Origin of the sequence: Staphylococcus sp. NRL 16/872, from assembly GCF_022815905.2 — a bacterium.
Classification (GTDB): domain Bacteria; phylum Bacillota; class Bacilli; order Staphylococcales; family Staphylococcaceae; genus Staphylococcus.
In genome coordinates, this window is the sequence record NZ_CP119327.1 from 1,723,309 (window position 1) to 1,740,183 (window position 16,875).

Sequence of the window (16,875 nt, forward strand, 5' to 3'; positions counted from 1 at the left end):
CTATGTCACACTTAAATCTGAAATGAGCCAAAGTAGGTTATACCTAGTTTGCAAATATATTAAACTCTATCAGTTTAATATATTTGTATATATTCTTAATTTCATAAAAAAGTCCTTCAAAGTTGTCATTTTTCAATAACAACTTTGAAGGATCTATTTTTAAATCATTTTTCACTCATTCAGATTAATTACTTTCGTTCATTATTTTACAATCCAAGGGTTGCTTTAATTAATGAAGTTGTTTCCCCACCAGGATAAAAGACATAAAGTAGTAAGTACACGACCACACCAGTAATGGCAGTAAAGAACCAAATCACTGATGCAACAGGTCCAGCTTTTCTATGCCAATTAAATTTATCCTTAAATGCAGTAATAATTTGAATTAATCCTAATACCCCACCAATTGTAGCAAGGTTAATGTGGAATATTAAGAAAATTTTATAATACGTTCTTACAGAATCAGGTCCACCGAAATCAGTATTACCTATAAATATTGTTCGTGATGCGTAAATAATAAAGAACGTTAATGCAAAGCCTGCTGCCCATAACATTGTTTTTTTATGCTTATCAATGTGGCGATGCCAGATTTGCCACCAGCCGATTGCCACTAGAATAGCACTTATAACAATACAACTTGTACTAATCGTTGGTAGAATAGGTAAATTCATAAGTTTCATCCTTATTTACTTTAAAATATTTTAAATCATTTTAATTAACGAAACGACCACAACTAAAACAAAAAAGACTACTAAATAATTTAGTGAATATATAAACATTTTTGTTGCCCATTTAGTTTGATCAGTATTTTTCTTAAATGTTGTTAGGCCAACGTAAATCCAACCTAGATTTAATAATGTTGCTAATACTACAAAAGTAGTGCCTAAACTTGATAATAAAAATGGTAATGGAAGTAATAAAACTAGCCAAATAAACATGCTTACTCTCGTACGTTTAAAACCTTTCACTGATGGTAACATTGGAATGTTAGCTAATGAATATTCATCACTACGTTTAATTGCTAAGGCGTAGAAATGAATTGGTTGCCAACAAAAAATAACTAAAAATAGTGCAAAAGCGGCTAAACTAACATGTCCATCAATAGCAACCCATCCAATTAATGGAGGTACTGCTCCAGGAAAACTTCCGACTACTGTATTCCAAGTTGTATGTCTCTTAGACCATATAGAATAATAAGACACATAACCTACAATGCCGATAAGGCCTAATACACCTGATGGTACATTTAACAAGAATAAGCAAGCCTCACCTATTAACATCATACCGAAACTTAATAATAATAAGTGTTTATCTGAAATTCTATCATTTACTGTCGGTCTATTTTGCTTACTTGGCATAATACTATCAATATCTTGATCATAGTAATTATTCAATGCACAAGCGCCGCCCATAATTAATGTTGAACCAATCAACATTAAGAGAATTTGAGGTATTGACGATAGGAAGGAATGATTTGTCATCACAACCGCCAACCAAGCACCAGCAAATGCGGGAATTAAATTACCTTGAACTAAACCCATTTTAATAATCTGCTGTAATTCTTTAAAACTCACACGGTCCGAGTGTTGTGATAAAGTTTGTTCTTTACTCATGGTCCCCCTCCTTAATTTTTCCATATAGTACTATGATATAGTAATTATCAATAAATGACTAGTTTATATAAAATTAAATTGTGACACTTTAACGACATTATATGTGAGCAATTTTTTGTTACTATTTAATGTTGTATAATTGATTTAATATTATAAATCCAAAAATTTAGACATTAACTCAGGCTATGTTATCTTATAGTGAATAGCATTGAAATTCCTGAATTAATGATGGGGTGTTTAACATTGTTTAATAAACGAAACCTTAAATGGTTATCAGTATTAGCAACAATTATTATGGCTTTTGTTCAACTTGGTGGGGCATTGGTAACTAAGACAGGCTCTGAAGATGGTTGTGGAGCTTCGTGGCCACTATGTCATGGTGCATTATTACCTCAGAACTTGCCAATCGCTACTATTATAGAATTAAGCCATCGTGCTGTATCTGGCATATCATTAATTATAGTTCTATGGCTTGCCATTACGGCTTGGAAAAGAATCGGGTATATCAAAGAAGTTAAGCCATTGGCAGTTATAAGTGTCGCTTTCTTATTAGTACAAGCTTTAATTGGCGCAGCGGCAGTAATCTGGCAACAAAACTCTTATGTTTTAGCGCTTCATTTCGGCATCTCACTCATAAGTTTCTCTTCTGTATTCGTTTTAATGCTTATTATTTTTGAAGTAGATAAAAAATATGAAGCTGATGAGCTATTCATCAAAAAGCCATTAAGAACACTTACATGGATAATGACAGTAATAGTTTACTTAACTATTTATACAGGAGCATTGGTTAGACATGCAAAAGCAAGTTTAGCATATGGTGCATGGCCATTACCTTTTAATGACATTATTCCACATACAGAACAAGACTGGGTACAATTTGCTCATCGTGGTATGGCATTTATCACGTTTTTCTGGATTATGATTACTTTTATTCATGCAGTAAAAAATTATTCAGAGAATCGTACGATTAGATATGGCTATACAGCTGCATTTATTTTAATCATTATCCAAGTTATAACTGGTGCGCTTTCAGTTATAACGCATGTTAATCTAATTATCGCGTTAATCCATGCATTATGTATTACTATTTTATTTGGTTTAATCGCATATTTTATTTTACTTATGCTACGTTCAATTAGAAGTGACCGTAGAATTAAGTAATTAAAAAGCCTTGGACATTATTATTAAATGTCCAAGGCTTCTTTCACATTTAGGCAGTAGCTAACTGAATTAAAAATACACCTGTGACAAGGTTTTTTTATTCTAGTTATCCTTGCCGGGGAGCGGGCCCCAACATAGAGACTTTCGTAAAGAATGTCTACAGCCAACGCAAGTTGGGGTTCGGGGCCCTAGCACAGAGAATTTCATTAAGAAATTCCACAAACAAAGCAAACTGGCGTTGGATGACGAAATTATTTAAATTTCTATCCCTCTCCCTCTGTTTTTTCAATTTCTATTAATAAATCACCTGTAGCAATTGCATCGCCACTCACTACTGTGACCTTCTTGATGATACCATTAAACGGTGCTTGAACCGTTGTTTCCATCTTCATTGCTTCAGTAATAAGTAATGGTTGGTTCACTTTAACTTCATCGCCAACCGCTACTTTCACTTCTGTTACAGATCCGGGCATTTGAGCACCAATGTGATTAGGATTTGTTTTATCTGCTTTCGGTTTCACATTCGCATTTGTTTTAATATTTTCATCTTTGATATTAATTCGACGTGCTTGTCCATTCATCACATAATACAGTGTGCGATTACCGTTTTCATCTGGTTCACTTATCGTTTCTAATTTAATAATGAGACGTTTACCTGTATCAATTTCAATTTCCACTGTCTCGCCGTTGCGCATACCAAAGAAGAAAGTTGGCGTATCTAAAAGTGATAAATTACCATATTGTTGTTTCGTTTGAATAAACTGATCAAATACTTTCGGATATAATACATAACTAATGACATCTTGTTCAGTAACTTCACCGTATTCTTTTTCACAAAGCTCTTGTCTAATTGCCTCAAAGTCTACTGGCTCTAAATATTCACCTGGACGTTCAGTTAATGGCTGTTGCCCTTTTAAAATAACGTCTTGTAACTTTTTATTAAATCCATTAACCGGTTGTCCGATATCTCCTTTAAAATATGAAACTACTGATTCTGGGAAATCTAACTTATTCCCTTGTTCAATAACTGATTGTTCATCTAAATCATTTTGTACCATGTAAAGTGCCATATCGCCTACTACTTTTGAAGATGGCGTTACTTTAACTATGTCTCCAAATAAGAAATTAACGCGACGATACATATCTTTAACTTCATTGAAACGGTTTCCTAAGCCTAAACTTTTCGCTTGTTGACCTAAGTTAGAGTATTGACCACCTGGCATTTCATGTTGATAAATTTCTGTATTAGGAGATTTAATATCACTCTCAAAATCACTATAATATGGACGTACATTACCCCAATAATGGCTAAGTTCTTCAAGCCCCTTAATATCCGTACGCATATTTCGACTAAAACCGTTTAATGCATAATATAAAGAGTTCGCACTTGGTTGACTAGTTAAACCACTCATTGAAGCAACGGCTGTATCTATAATATCCACACCAGCATCAATCGCTTCTTTATAAATTAACAAACCATTACCACTTGTATCATGTGTGTGCAAATGAATTGGTAAATCCACTGCTGCTTTTAATTCTCCAATTAATTCATATGCTGCTTTAGGTTTTAATAGTCCTGCCATATCTTTTATTGCCAAAATATGGAACCCTTCGCGTTCAAGTTCTTTAGCTAAATTCACGTAATAATCTAAAGTAAATACATTTGAGCGTTCTGGATTTAAAATGTCTCCAGTGTAACAAATCGCACCTTCTGAAATTTTACCAGCTTTTTGTACCGCTTCATTTGCTACTTTCATCTGATCAATCCAGTTTAAAGAGTCAAATATTCTAAAGACATCTACACCTGCTTTTGCACTTTCAGTGACAAATTTTTCAATGACATTATCCGCATAGTTTTTATAACCTACCGCATTTGATGCGCGTAATAACATTTGGAATAGCACATTAGGAATAGCAACGCGTAATCGTTCTAAGCGCTCCCATGGGTTTTCTTTTAAGAAATTATAAGCAACATCAAATGTTGCACCGCCCCACATTTCTAATGAAAAACTATCTTTAAAGACTTCAGCTGTCTTAGAAGCAATATTCATCATATCTTTAGTACGAACTCGAGTAGCTAATAAAGATTGATGGGCATCACGGAAAGTCGTATCTGTGATTAATACGTCTTTTTGCGCTCGTACCCAATCTGCTACTGCTCTTGGTCCTTGTTCATCTAGTAATTGTTTTGTTCCTTTTAACTGCGCAATTTTATATTGAGAAATTCTAGGATTAGAAGTCGCTTCATAATCTGGTTTCTCACGTTTTTCTACATTAGGGAAACCGTTAATCGTAACATTGCCAATATATTCTAAAGTTTTCGTACCTCGGTCTAACGTTGGAGCGATTTTAAATAATTCTGGTGTTTCTTCAATAAATTTAGTTGTGTAATCTCCACTACGGAATTTTTCATTTCGCATTACGTTAACTAAGAATGGAATATTTGTTTTAACTCCACGAATACGCATTTCTCTTAAAGAGCGTTCCATTTTTTCTTCTGCTTGTTTAAAAGTTACAGCATGCGTAGATAATTTTACTAATAACGAATCGTAATAGGGTGAAATTTCAGCACCTTGGAAACCATCACCCGCATCTAACCGCACACCAAACCCACCACTTGAACGGTAAGCAATAATTGTGCCAGAATCAGGCATGAAATCATTCGTTGGATCTTCAGTCGTAATTCGACATTGAATAGCATAACCTAATGTCTGTATTTCTTCTTGTTTAGGCATTGCGATGCGTTCATCAAATAAATTCGCACCATCAGCTACTAAAATTTGAGTCTTCACAATATCAATGCCTGTAATCATTTCAGTGATAGTATGTTCTACTTGTACACGAGGATTCACTTCAATAAAGAAGAATTCATCTCCAGAAACTAGAAATTCTACAGTTCCTGCATTGACGTATTTAATATTATTCATTAATTTTAATGCCGCTTCACAAATACGCTCTCTTAACTCTTTAGAAAGCCCCACTGACGGAGCTACTTCCACAACTTTTTGATGACGACGTTGCACTGAACAGTCTCGTTCATATAAGTGCACAATATTGCCGTATTCATCTCCAATAATTTGAACTTCAATGTGTTTTGGATTATCAATGTATCTTTCAATATATACTTCGCTATTTCCGAATGATTTGGCCGCTTCAGATTTAGCGCGATGAAATGCATCTTCTAATTCACTTTCTTCGTGAACAATACGCATCCCTTTACCACCACCGCCACTCGTTGCTTTAATCATTAAAGGAAAACCTGCATCATGAGCAAAGTCTTTCGCAGCTTCGAAGTTTTCAATTGGACCATCCGTTCCCGGAATAACTGGTAAATTTGCTTTAATAGCAGTTGCTCTTGCTTTAACTTTATCTCCGAACATGTCTAAATGCTCAAGATGTGGCCCAATAAATATTATTCCTTCCTCTTTACAACGATGTGCAAAGTGCTCATTCTCACTAAGAAAACCATAGCCTGGGTGAATAGCATCTACACCGGCATATTTAGCTACTTCAATTATTCGTTCAATATTTAAATAACTTTCTGCTGGTCCTAAATCTTTACCCACTAAGTATGATTCATCTGCTTTGTATCTATGTAAGGAATTCTTATCTTCATTAGAGTAAATTGCTACTGTTTGGATATCTAATTCTGTTGCTGCCCTAAAAATTCTAATTGCAATTTCACCACGATTGGCTACTAATAACTTTTTTATATGTTTCAAAGAATGAACACCCCTTTATAGTTTGAAAATTCTAACTAATTAGATAATAAAATTTTATACTAAAATTATTTAGAAAGCTATTTATTTTTTCAAATCAAGTTTTTTAAACTAGTATGAATGACTTATCTTAATCTGAAATACAATAACTAAAAACTATTGTAAATAATAACTTTATATTATCATTTACCAAATTTTTCTTCTACTCGAAGGAGTGCGCTTTTGTAAATATTCACATAAATGTAAAAAAACCCTTATAAGATTGAATGATATAAACAATCTTATAAAGGCTAAAAACTATTTAATTTAATTATATTGTCGAGGAATATCGACTTTCTGTTTTTTTGCTGTCATAGCACGTTTTTCATCCATTTTTATTTGTTTAGCTACAAGTAATAATAACCCCATTGCTATACTTAAACTTAGCATGGATGAACCACCAAAACTTATAAATGGTAATGGAACACCTGTTAGAGGGATGGTAGCAGAAATACCACCTAAATTAACAAAAGTTTGACTGCCAATGTAACTTGCTACTCCTATACAAATAAGTTTATAGAAGTATGAAGGAGTTTTTGCAGCCAATGTAAAGGCACGATAAACAATAAAGAATAATAAGCCAATTACAAATAACCCACCAACTAAACCAAGTTCTTCACAGATTACAGCAAATATAAAGTCTGTATGTGCTTCTGGTAAATATCCAAGTTTCATAATGCCATTTCCTAAGCCACGACCAAATAATCCACCATTACCGATAGCCATTAATGAGTTTGAAAGATGATAACCAGTGCCTGATTCCGAACCAAACGGATTCGTTAACACACTAAAACGTGCTTTCAAATAGTGAGGCATAAAGCCAGTAATCATAACTACCCCAGCTACAACAATAAAACTAATGATAATTAACAAAATCCGTACTTTCACCAACTTTTGAACACCTATACCAGCAAACATAAACATTGAAATTAAAATGATTAAAATTAGTAAAGTTTGTCCAATATCTCGTTGGAATAAAACTAAACCGACACACACTAAAATTAAGAAAAGTGGTTGTTTTATAATTTTTATTTTTTCTCTTACTTGAGGTAATTTTCTGCTAATTACGTATGACACGTAGAGAATTAATGCAATTTTTAATATTTCAGAGGCTTGAAGATTCATGAAGCCTAAGTTAATCCAACTTTTTGATCCATTAATATTTTTACCAATAACCAAAGTTAGGCATAAGAGCACAAACATGATAGTCATCATCCACATTTGTACTTTAATTTGTTGGAATACTTTGATATTTAGCATAAATGCTATAAAGAAAACGACTATAAAACTCATAATTACATATATAAGTTGTCTATTATAAAAATAGGTTCCAGATACTTCTATGCCACCTGTTAAAGTACCTTTTGTTGCAGCTACCATACTTGCGCTGTACACCATTACAAGACCAATCAAACATAAAATAACATATGTAATTAATAATGGATAATCGATAAACTTAGACATTCTACCTATGTATCGAAAAAAACTTTTTAAGTTACTCATAAAAATGATCATCCAATTCTAAAATTTTAAAATATCCATGTTCATTGAAATTAATTTTCCAACAAAATCTGTCTCAACTATTATATACTTTACACTTACAGTTTCACAAACATTAACTGAAGCAAAGTATATAACTATTTAAAATGCAAAATGACTGAAAATATTATTGTCATAATATTTCAGCCACTAACATAAGCTATATCATATGTAATTACATACATAAGCTTGCAATTATATCCATTTAAATAGCATCTATGTGCTACTATATTCAATTAAAAGCCAACTTACACGTTTGTAAACGCTTCATGTAATTTAGATAATTCTTTTTCTAAACGAAGCATTAAGTTTTTACCGTCTTCTTTATCAACTAAGCCAAGTTTAACAGCAAAATCCACTTCTTTTTGTAGACCAAACATTTGTGTGTCGAGAACTTCTTCATATAACGGGCAAGATGGCATTGTTAAATTATCCATTTGAACTTTAATTAAATGTAGGATTCTATCTGCATCTTGATTTAATTGTTCATATGCCACGTTCTTCATATTCGATTGCTTCGGCATCACATACTCCCCCTATCATTAATTATCTTCATGTAAAAAGTTTATCTCACTCGATATTAAAAAGCAAGTTAATTCAGTGAATAGAAAAATTTATATGTGATAAAATAGTGATTATAGAACGAAATTAGGGAGTGGGCAAAATATGATTCAAATCAAAGGTGCAGTCAAGTTCCCTATCACTTTAGATAGCACAACTTGGATTTTTGATGATAGAAAAGTAAAAATAGAAGACATAGAAAACGGCGTATTTGATGGAACTAAGCCTGTTAAATTTGAAGACAATCGCGAATGGAATAGAGCAATTTTAGAAGGTCAAACAAATCCACCAACTTTAAATTCAGAAATTAAATACCGTAAACGCTCAGTATTAGAAGATTCTTTTGCGATCAATATGACACCATTTTTCAAAAATGCAGAACCATCTGATAGTGCTACGAAGATTAAATTATATAATGACAAAGATTCAATCGAAGTACCTATGGAATTATTACCTTATCTATTCTTCCAATTTGCTAAAGATGGCAAAAGATTATATGACGACAACTCAGTGGATAGCTTTGTATACAATCCTGATGATAAAGGCTACTCATATGAGTTTAAGTATGTTACCCATATCGAGGTGATTTAATTTGCGTGAAGTTCAATGTATCATATGCGATACAAAGGTATTAATTGACGAGAATACCGTTGAAGCTAAACGCTTACGCAATAATCCAATTCGAACATTCATGTGTGACGATTGTAAAAGTCGCTTAGATAGACCCAAACAGCGACCAAATAGCGCTGAGTATTTAGAATTGTCACATGAAGATAGATATTAGATTACTTATAATAATAAATAACGAGGGCATGAAATCTTTAAGCTACTAAGATTTCATGCCCTCATTTTATTTAATCAAGTCGATTATTCGTCTTGCATCATTTGTTTAACACGTTTTGCTTCTTTTTCACGTGCTGATTTGTTTAAGATTTTCTTTCTTAAACGGATGTTTTGTGGTGTTACTTCCACTAATTCATCGTCGTTAATATATTCTAATGCTTCTTCAAGCGTTAAGATTCTTGGACGGTTCATTGTTTGTGTTTGGTCTTTTGTAGCTGAACGTACGTTAGTTTGGTGTTTCGCTTTAGTGATATTAACTGTTAAGTCATTTTCACGGTTGTGCTCACCCACAATCATACCTTCATAAACTTCAGTACCTGGTTCCATGAAGTTTACGCCACGGTCTTCTAAATTAATGATAGCGTATGCTGTTGCTTGACCTTGATCCATTGAAATTAATGCACCATTACGACGTCCACCGATTTGTGCTTTAACGCGTGGTCTAAATTCTTCAAATGTATGGTTGATAATACCATAACCACGTGTCATAGACATAAATTCAGTAGTGTAACCAATCATACCACGAGCTGGTACTAAGAAGATTAAGCGTGTTAAACCATTGTCAGTTGTTATCATGTCTAACATTTCACCTTTACGTGCACCTAATGATTCGATAACTGCGCCAGCATTTTCAGATGGCACTTCACATTGTACACGTTCAAATGGTTCACTTAAGACACCATCAATTTCACGTAAAATAACTTGTGGTTTAGATACTTGAAGTTCAAAACCTTCACGTCTCATATTCTCAATAAGAATTGATAAGTGTAATTCACCACGACCTGCCACAATCCACGTATCTGGAGAGTCAGTTGGTGTTACTTTTAATGATACGTCTGTTTCAAGTTGTTGATCTAAACGTTCTTGAATTTGACGTGCAGTTACATAGTCACCTTCACGACCAGCAAATGGTGAGTTATTTACTTTGAATGTCATTTCAAGTGTTGGTTCATCAATACGTAACACAGGTAAAGCTTCTTGATGTGTAGGTGGTGTAACCGTTTCACCTACGTTAATATCTTCCATTCCTGATACAGCGATTAAGTCCCCTGCTTGTGCTTCTTCAATTTCTTCACGTTTTAAACCAAAGAAACCAAAGATTTTAGTCACACGGAAGTTTTTAATAGTGCCATCTAATTTAATTAATGATACGTTATCTCCTACACGCATTTTACCTCTGAACACACGACCAATACCAATACGACCAACATAGTCATTATAATCTAATAATGCTACTTGGAATTGTAATGGTTCCTCATGATTATCGATTGGTGCTGGTACATATTCAAGAATTGTTTCATATAATGATTGCATATTTTCATCTTGTTTCTCAGCATCAAGACTTGCAGTACCATTGACAGCTGAAGCATAAACAACTGGGAAGTCTAGTTGTTCATCATTTGCTTCTAATTCGATGAATAAGTCTAATACTTCATCTACTACCGCTTCAGGTCTAGCAGCTGGTTTATCGATTTTATTTACAACTACTACTGGTTTTAAGTTTTGTTCAAGTGCTTTTTTAAGTACGAAACGTGTTTGAGGCATTGTACCTTCGTATGCATCTACTACAAGTACTACACCATCTACCATTTTCATAATACGCTCTACTTCGCCACCAAAGTCAGCGTGTCCTGGTGTATCTAAGATGTTAATTCTTGTTCCTTTATAATTAACTGCAGTATTTTTCGCAAGAATTGTAATACCACGTTCTCTTTCTAAATCATTAGAGTCCATTGCTCTTTCATCGACATGTTCATTCTCTCTGAAAATACCAGATTGTTTTAATAATTCATCAACTAATGTTGTTTTACCATGGTCGACGTGAGCAATAATTGCAATATTACGTACATCTTCTCTTCTATTAGTCATTTTATAATATCCTTTCTTGAGTAAACTCCCACTTTTAATTACAACTGTTTTATTATATCATATAATTAAGAAAAGATAAGTAAAAGGTGGGGTATGGGATGGAAAAGCCAAAGTCTAAAGGTATATTTTGGGTACTATCTATTCTAGCAGTACTGTTCTTAGTACTATTTAGTTTTAGCGCCGGTGCAGCTAGCGTTCCAATGATGATTTTAACATTTATACTTTTCATTGCAACATTTGGTGCTGGTTTCGCGCTTAAGAAAAAATATCGTGAAAATAATTGGTTATAATATATATAGTCTCAACTATTCACTCATAAAGTTACAACTTTTAGATGAATAGTTGAGACTTTTGTTAATTTCTAAAGCGTTGGTGTAATTCAGTTAATACTTCTTTATGAGGATTAAGAAAACCCTCGAGAATTTCTTTATGCACTGATTTATTTCCGATAACAATTGAATTCGGGCCTGCAATAGATAAGGATTCGCCTAATAAGTTGCTACCTATGCCTCCTACTTCATTTAATATAATCAACCCACCTGCAAAATCCCAAGGTTGTAATCTTGGCGTGATATACGCAGCTAATTGACCTTTTGATACGCTCACAATTTCTAATGCTGCACTGCCATAGGCTCTACAACTTCTACATTCATTAACAATTTCTGAGAATATGGGTCCCATTTTAGGTTTTGTCACCCAGTTAGGATTAATACCGATTAAACTTTGTTTTAATCGTGTATCTTCTATTGAAGGTAGTGGATGTTTATTTTCAAAAGCGCCTTCACCCACCTTTGCATGATAAAGCACGTCTTTCATCACATCATAAACGAAACCAGCATAAGGTTCTCCATTGTGGTAAATCCCGATTGAAATCGCAAAGTTCTCTTGTTGATGCACAAAGTTTAATGTGCCATCAATTGGATCCACTACCCATACAACACCATCGATATTCTCTAAATCATGTCCATGACCCTCTTCACCGATTACATGATGTTCTGGGTAATTGTTAGATATTGCGTCATAGATATAATTTTCAGTTGCTTTATCTACATTTGTCACTAAATCATTGGGATTTGATTTCGTTTCAATATTTAACTCTTCTTTCATCATTGTTCTAATTTTATTTCCAGATTCTAATACTAAGCCTTTAGCAAAATCGTATAATGACATTTCATCATCTCCTGTTGCTTTATATTATACAGAATTTCATTCAATTGAACTAAGTAATGTCTCTTTAGGTATATTCCTATCGTTACGTTGACTTATTACTTAATTTTAAGCTTTACAACATTGTATACCTTATTCTATTCACTTTAAACGCTTTCGCTTCCTAAGTCGGCTTATAATGTAATATGTTCAATATATGCTACAATAAATTTAAGTAAAATTTTTCTGAAAAGGAGTACTAAATATGACGCAATATACCTTTAGTCCTAAAGACTTCGAAGTATTCGACGTAGATGGTTTAGATGCACGCATGGAAGCACTAGATAAACATGTAAGACCACAACTCCATCAATTAGGAGACTATTTTGCTGAATATCTTACCTCACAAACTGGAGAAACGTTTTATGCTCATGTGGCCAAACATGCACGTAGAAGTGTGAATCCGCCTATTGATACTTGGGTTGCTTTTGCCCCAAATAAACGTGGTTATAAAATGCTACCTCATTTCCAAATTGGTTTATTCAGAGACCAATTATTCTTAATGTACGGTGTGATGCATGAAGGTAAAGATAAAGCAGAACGTGTTAAAGTCTTTGATAAACATTTTGATGAATTAAGAAATTTACCAAAGGATTATCGCGTAAATTTAGACCATATGAAAGCTGAGAAACCATTTATTAAAGATTTTAGTGACGACGAGTTACACCAAGCAATTGATCGTGTTAAGAATGTAAAAAAAGGCGAATTTTTTGTGGCACGTGTACTTGAGCCCACAGATCAACACCTTAAAACTGATAAAGACTTCTTATCATTTATTAAAGAAACTTTTGATGAATTCTTGAAATTTTATTAAATCACTATATTTAATAGAGAGAAGCTGAGACAAATATAAGATGTCTCAGCTTTTGTTTATATTTTGGCAGTCGCTGACTGGTTTAAAAATGCGCTTTGATCAAGCTTTTTTCAAGTCTAGTCAACGCAAGCTGGGGGGGAAGGTGAAATTATTTTAATTTCTCTTTCGCTCCCTTTTTATTGCAATTAAAAAATTTAGGTTGACCTAAATTTTAGATTAGGTTACTATAATTAAAAAGAAATCAAGGAGTGTTATTAATGTCCACACATAAAGAACAATCACAACTTAGTCTAGATGAAATTAACAACACTGTTGATTTTAGTGGTGACAAAAGTGCCAGTCAGAAATTTTTAGCCTTTTTAGGCCCAGGTTTATTAGTTGCAGTTGGCTATATGGATCCTGGAAATTGGATTACTTCTATGCAAGGTGGCGCTCAATTTGGTTATACCTTACTCTTTGTTATACTTATTTCAAGTTTATCCGCTATGCTATTACAAAGTATGACCGTTCGTTTAGGTATCGCTACTGGGAAAGATTTAGCACAAATGACTCGCCATTATCTAAATAAACCTATTGCTATCACCTTTTGGATTATTGCTGAACTAGCAATTATCGCTACTGATATAGCTGAAGTTATAGGGAGTGCAATTGCCTTAGATTTACTATTCAATATTCCGTTAATTGTTGGGGCATTGATTACGGTACTAGATGTCTTCTTATTACTGTTCATTATGAAATTTGGTTTCCGAAAGATTGAAGCCATCGTAGGAACGCTAATATTTACTGTGCTTGTTATATTCATATTCGAAGTTTTTATATCTTCTCCTAAAGTGATTTACATTCTAAACGGATTCATTCCACATCAACAAATTATAACGAATCATAGTATTTTATATATAGCATTAGGTATTATAGGGGCTACTATCATGCCTCATAATCTATATCTACATTCATCTATCGTTCAATCCCGTAAATATAATCGCGAAAGTAATGTAGATAAAGCACAAGCGATTAAATATGCCACTATCGATTCAAATATTCAACTAAGTATTGCTTTTATTGTTAATTGTTTATTATTAGTGCTAGGTGCGGCACTATTTTATGGTGTGAATGCAGATGAATTAGGTGGTTTCTATGATTTATATCATGCCCTTCAAACTCAACCTATTTTAGGACCAGTATTAGGAAGTATAATGAGTACATTATTTGCTGTTGCTTTACTTGCTTCAGGTCAAAATTCAACTATTACTGGTACATTATCGGGACAAATTGTAATGGAAGGATTTTTAAAACTTTCTATTCCTAATTGGGTACGCCGTCTTATCACTCGAGGTTTAGCTGTTATACCAGTTATCGTATGTTTAATTATTTTTCACGGTAATGAGGGGAAAATGGAGCAATTGCTTGTTTTCTCACAAGTATTTTTAAGTATTGCATTACCATTTTCATTAATTCCACTACAACTAGCAACAAGTAATAAGCAATTAATGGGTCCTTTTTACAATAAAACTTGGATAAATATCTGTTCGTGGAGCTTAATTGTAATTTTAAGTGTATTAAATGTTTATTTGATTATCGAAACGTTTAAAGAATTATTTGCTTAATTTTAAACAAATAATTTTAAAGCTACCTTTAAAAGATAGATGAATTAATCTAACTTCTAAAGGTAGCTTTGTTTATAACAAACATTTTAATAAATGTAAGGATCATCTTTTTTGCGAGATTGATAGTCATCCTCTGGGTGCCATTCATCTCTAGAGTAATTATTTCTATACCCTCTTTCATTTTGGTTGTTATTTCTTTTCACAAACAGCATAATTGCAACAATAAACCATAAGATACTTGAGATTATGCTCATATTAATAACACCTATTAATGATGCAGCAACTAATAAACATCCTGCTAATATAGGTCTATTTTTAATAACTATAGTGCCTACAATACCTAAAATAGTTGAAAATAATATAGTAGCTATAGACATAGTCATCGTAAAGTTAACCATCTCTGGTGTAACTTTACCATTTTGATTTCCAAATTGTTTCATTATTTGAGTATATTGTTCAGTGTTTTTAGCTTTATTTTCAATAATAAAAAAAGATATTAAATTAATAAGTAAATAAATAGCACTTAAACCACTCGCTATCCAAGCAAGAATTAATTCTACTTTACGATTCATTACATTTCCCCCTCATAAATAGATTTACTTTAATTTTACTAAAAATTTTTAATACTTACGACTATTGTTATTTTCAAAATGAAACGTCAAATAAAAAGATTGAGACACTAATAAAGTATCTCAATCCTTTAAAATTATTTATCATTTTTATGCTGGTTATCAATTGGTGTAGTATCTTCAGAATGTTGCTCATCATTGTTTAAAATTTGTTTACGTTCTTCATAATTCATACGGCGTTGATTAACGGCACTAGGTTGATTTTTGCGTCTTTCTTTCATACGTTTGTTATAAGCTTTACGTTTTTCTTTTTTCTTAGCTTTAATTTCAGCCTTTTCTTTCTTACGTTGTGCTTTTTCTTCTTTTTTATTTACTTTAGGCTCTGCTTCAAACGTTTCTGTTGGATCATTATGAAGATGCGTATCATTATTTGGATTATACTGCGATGGTTTTCTAGACTTTTGTCTATTTCTAGCTTGTCTAGAGAGTACGCCAGATGCACTTTCTTCTTCTACTGGTGAATGATACTCTTCAGAAACTGCACGTTTTGGATATTGATTATATTTATCTTCCTCAGTATCGTTCATTACATCTTGTTCATCTCTATATGAATAAGGTGATTCTTCCTCATAGTCATCATCTCTATAATCATGTTCTCTATTATCATCATAATATGAATGTTTACGACGTGTACGACGCTCAGATTTTTTAGTTTTACGAGGAGGTTCCACATATTCTTCCTCATATCTTGGTGTTTCATAGTCATTACGTTCATCTTCATAATAGCGTCTATCTTCCTCATAATCATCTCTTGGATTATATCGTGGTTGATACTGAGGGCCAGGACCATAGGATGGAACGGTTTCGATTTTACTTTTCCTAGCAAACATCATAATTGCAATAATAAAGAAGAAAATTGGGATAATTAACGTTACGAATAACAATACTAATGGCAAAGTAATAATTGAAGCAATTAAAAATAGAAATCCGGAAAGGATTCTAATATTCATAGAGATTAATGCTAAAAATGAAATTAATAGACAAACTATGAAATATACAATAATTGCCCAAACGCCATTTTGGAGCCATATCACAAATTGCGTCGTATTTAAACTATTATTGGCTAGAATTTGTTGAATTAGCTCATTATTATTCATTGAGTTTTCAAGATTTTGAATAGATGTATCATTACTAAATGATACGAGTGCAATAAACATTGTAATAACCGTCAATATCAATAAGAAAATCCAACTAAACCAACCTAAAAGTTTTTCAGTTAGACGACTCACAGGCCGTTTAATTTGCGTGTATCGTTCTCCTGACATTTATTACAACTCCTTA

General features: G+C 32.9%; 15 protein-coding genes. 6 read left to right on the forward strand and 9 right to left on the reverse strand.

The genetic code is table 11. The features are described from left to right. Positions 1 to 206: 206 nt before the first annotated feature. Positions 207 to 668 carry a DUF420 domain-containing protein gene (locus MT340_RS08565; RefSeq protein ID WP_243589579.1) on the reverse strand — a complete coding sequence of 154 codons (462 nt, stop codon included), beginning with the start codon at positions 666 to 668 and terminating at the stop codon, positions 207 to 209. A gap of 30 nt (positions 669 to 698) precedes the next feature. Continuing rightward, the gene (gene cyoE / locus MT340_RS08570) at positions 699 to 1,610 is read right to left on the reverse strand and encodes a heme o synthase (RefSeq protein ID WP_243589580.1); all 912 of its coding nucleotides are present in this window, start codon (positions 1,608 to 1,610) and stop codon (positions 699 to 701) included. Between the two features lie 243 nt (positions 1,611 to 1,853). On the opposite strand from cyoE, the gene MT340_RS08575 reads away from it, so the two are divergent. Next, positions 1,854 to 2,771, forward strand: coding sequence for a COX15/CtaA family protein (locus MT340_RS08575; protein WP_243589581.1), 918 nt, complete (start codon positions 1,854 to 1,856; stop codon positions 2,769 to 2,771). A 263-nt stretch (positions 2,772 to 3,034) separates the two neighbouring features. Here the strand turns inward: MT340_RS08575 and MT340_RS08580 are convergent, their stop codons facing one another. The 3 genes from MT340_RS08580 to MT340_RS08590 all read right to left on the reverse strand — a co-directional run bounded on the left by MT340_RS08580 (position 3,035) and on the right by MT340_RS08590 (position 8,592). Next, positions 3,035 to 6,493, reverse strand: coding sequence for a pyruvate carboxylase (locus tag MT340_RS08580; protein ID WP_243589582.1), 3,459 nt, complete (start codon positions 6,491 to 6,493; stop codon positions 3,035 to 3,037). Between the two features lie 303 nt (positions 6,494 to 6,796). Continuing rightward, positions 6,797 to 8,032: a cell division peptidoglycan polymerase FtsW gene (gene ftsW, locus MT340_RS08585; protein WP_243589583.1), complete on the reverse strand. Its 1,236-nt coding sequence runs from the start codon at positions 8,030 to 8,032 to the stop codon at positions 6,797 to 6,799. 284 nt (positions 8,033 to 8,316) lie between these two features. Then, positions 8,317 to 8,592: an Fpa/YlaN family protein gene (locus MT340_RS08590; protein WP_103297124.1), complete on the reverse strand. Its 276-nt coding sequence runs from the start codon at positions 8,590 to 8,592 to the stop codon at positions 8,317 to 8,319. Between the two features lie 142 nt (positions 8,593 to 8,734). Between MT340_RS08590 and MT340_RS08595 the strand changes: the two genes are divergently transcribed. Further along, positions 8,735 to 9,220: a hypothetical protein gene (locus MT340_RS08595; RefSeq protein WP_243589584.1), complete on the forward strand. Its 486-nt coding sequence runs from the start codon at positions 8,735 to 8,737 to the stop codon at positions 9,218 to 9,220. 1 nt (position 9,221) lies between these two features. Continuing rightward, positions 9,222 to 9,413 (forward strand): DUF2197 domain-containing protein, encoded by a 192-nt coding sequence (locus MT340_RS08600; RefSeq protein ID WP_243603761.1) that lies wholly within the window; start codon positions 9,222 to 9,224, stop codon positions 9,411 to 9,413. An 83-nt stretch (positions 9,414 to 9,496) separates the two neighbouring features. On the opposite strand, the gene typA is transcribed toward MT340_RS08600, so the two are convergent. Further along, positions 9,497 to 11,341: a translational GTPase TypA gene (typA, locus tag MT340_RS08605; RefSeq protein WP_243589585.1), complete on the reverse strand. Its 1,845-nt coding sequence runs from the start codon at positions 11,339 to 11,341 to the stop codon at positions 9,497 to 9,499. A 98-nt stretch (positions 11,342 to 11,439) separates the two neighbouring features. On the opposite strand from typA, the gene MT340_RS08610 reads away from it, so the two are divergent. After that, entirely contained in the window at positions 11,440 to 11,631 is a 192-nt protein-coding gene (locus MT340_RS08610; protein WP_126565381.1) for a DUF5325 family protein, read from the forward strand. Between the two features lie 64 nt (positions 11,632 to 11,695). Here the strand turns inward: MT340_RS08610 and MT340_RS08615 are convergent, their stop codons facing one another. Continuing rightward, positions 11,696 to 12,511 carry an inositol monophosphatase family protein gene (locus tag MT340_RS08615; protein WP_243603762.1) on the reverse strand — a complete coding sequence of 272 codons (816 nt, stop codon included), beginning with the start codon at positions 12,509 to 12,511 and terminating at the stop codon, positions 11,696 to 11,698. A 241-nt stretch (positions 12,512 to 12,752) separates the two neighbouring features. On the opposite strand from MT340_RS08615, the gene MT340_RS08620 reads away from it, so the two are divergent. Both MT340_RS08620 and MT340_RS08625 read left to right on the forward strand, forming a co-directional pair. Beyond that, positions 12,753 to 13,361: a YktB family protein gene (locus tag MT340_RS08620; RefSeq protein ID WP_243589586.1), complete on the forward strand. Its 609-nt coding sequence runs from the start codon at positions 12,753 to 12,755 to the stop codon at positions 13,359 to 13,361. A gap of 257 nt (positions 13,362 to 13,618) precedes the next feature. Continuing rightward, positions 13,619 to 14,965, forward strand: a complete 1,347-nt coding sequence (locus tag MT340_RS08625) for an Nramp family divalent metal transporter (protein ID WP_243589587.1) — start codon at positions 13,619 to 13,621, stop codon at positions 14,963 to 14,965. 86 nt (positions 14,966 to 15,051) lie between these two features. On the opposite strand, the gene MT340_RS08630 is transcribed toward MT340_RS08625, so the two are convergent. Together MT340_RS08630 and auxB are read right to left on the reverse strand one after the other, a co-directional pair. Continuing rightward, positions 15,052 to 15,537: a DUF4064 domain-containing protein gene (locus MT340_RS08630; RefSeq protein WP_243589588.1), complete on the reverse strand. Its 486-nt coding sequence runs from the start codon at positions 15,535 to 15,537 to the stop codon at positions 15,052 to 15,054. A 134-nt stretch (positions 15,538 to 15,671) separates the two neighbouring features. Continuing rightward, positions 15,672 to 16,859: a lipoteichoic acid stability factor AuxB gene (gene auxB / locus MT340_RS08635; RefSeq protein WP_243589589.1), complete on the reverse strand. Its 1,188-nt coding sequence runs from the start codon at positions 16,857 to 16,859 to the stop codon at positions 15,672 to 15,674. Positions 16,860 to 16,875 lie beyond the last annotated feature (16 nt).